Source organism: Micromonospora sp. LOL_023 (assembly GCF_048060115.1).
GTDB lineage: Bacteria > Actinomycetota > Actinomycetes > Mycobacteriales > Micromonosporaceae > Micromonospora_E.
This window is the reverse complement of the sequence record NZ_JBHMIM010000168.1, coordinates 1-1,286: the sequence shown is the minus strand read 5'-3', so window position 1 is coordinate 1,286 and position 1,286 is coordinate 1. Positions and strand designations below refer to the sequence as shown.

Below are 1,286 nucleotides of genomic sequence, written 5' to 3'. Positions count from 1 at the left end.
ACCTAGTACGGCAGCCGCCATTTGTTAGTTGACCAGGGCGTATTCGCGGTTGAGGCGGGTGCGTTGGTGGTGCCAGCGGGCGCGGGCCTGGTGGCGTCGGCGCCAGGTGAGCCAGTCGATGGCGTGGTCGGGTGGTTGTGGGCGGTGGAGGGCGTCGGCGAGGAGACGTCCGATCTCGGGCACGGTCAGTGGGATCAGTCCGGGTTCGGCCGGTGGTGGCTGGTCGGGTGTGGTCGGCGGGGGTGCCTGGCTGTCGGTGCGGTGGCGTAGCTCGGCGGCGGTGACCGCGCAGACCGCGAGGGCGGCCATGACCAGCACGGTGTGTCGGGCGATCGCGTCGTGGAGGCGGGCCTGGCACTGGTCCAGGCCGAGGTGGTCCTTGCCGAACTCGAAGCATTCCTCGACCGGCCACCGCAGCCCGGCGGCGAGGATCAGCCGCGACACGACCGCAGGCTGCCCCTCGGGCACGTAGCAGTAGTGGAACGCCAGTTCACCGGTGGCCAGGTGACGACGGACGAGGAGATGGTGCCGGGGTGAGGCGGTGGCGATCCACGCCCACGCGTACCAGCGGTGTCCCTTCGACCCCGTGCCGGCCGAGCGGACCTGCCAGCCACGACCGGCCCCACCGACCAGCAGGTCAACGGCCTGTGTGTAGGTCAGCCGGTCACCGGACGGCGTCTGGATCATGAACGTCGAGGCGACCCGCAGCACGTACGCCTGCCCACGTTGTTCGAGGAAGTCCCTCAGTTCGGTGCAGTTGCCGTACACCTCGTCACCGCAGATGACGTCGAAGGTCAGCTCGTCGGCGTACGCGTGGGTGCACAGGTCGATCGCGAGTTGGCCCTTCGTCCGGAACCCCAGCCCCGGAGGCAGCCCGGTACGGGCGGCGGTGTCCGGGTCGGTGACCTGCTCGGCGGGAATCCACTGCCGGGCGGCGATCAGGGCGTGCCCGGTCCGTTCCCGCACGTAGGCCAGGTGCACGGTGTTGATGCCGTTGGAGACCCGACCGGCGCATCCCATGTACTGCCGTTTCACCCCGGAAGTCGCCGTGCCCTGCTTCTGCTGTCCGGTCTCGTCCAACGCCCCGACCGCCAGCCCACGCCGCCGGCGGCGGCCGGCTGCGGTGTCCAACCCGGCCACCGCGTACCGCCGGACCTGGCTCGCCACGCCCTCGGTGTCCCACACCGCCCGGTTCAACAACCGCTGGGTCCGGTCCGGCGTGGCGTCCCCGACATGCTCGGCGATGGTCCACCCGTTGCGTTTCGGCATCCTGCTGACCAGCGCCG

Annotated in this window: 1 protein-coding gene; it reads right to left on the bottom strand. The window is 70.6% G+C overall.

Annotated features, from left to right (window positions below):
* Positions 1 to 24: 24 nt before the first annotated feature.
* A partial coding sequence (locus ACFHVL_RS31285) for an IS701 family transposase (protein ID WP_416632229.1) occupies positions 25 to 1,286 on the bottom strand: 1,262 nt, incomplete at its 5' end.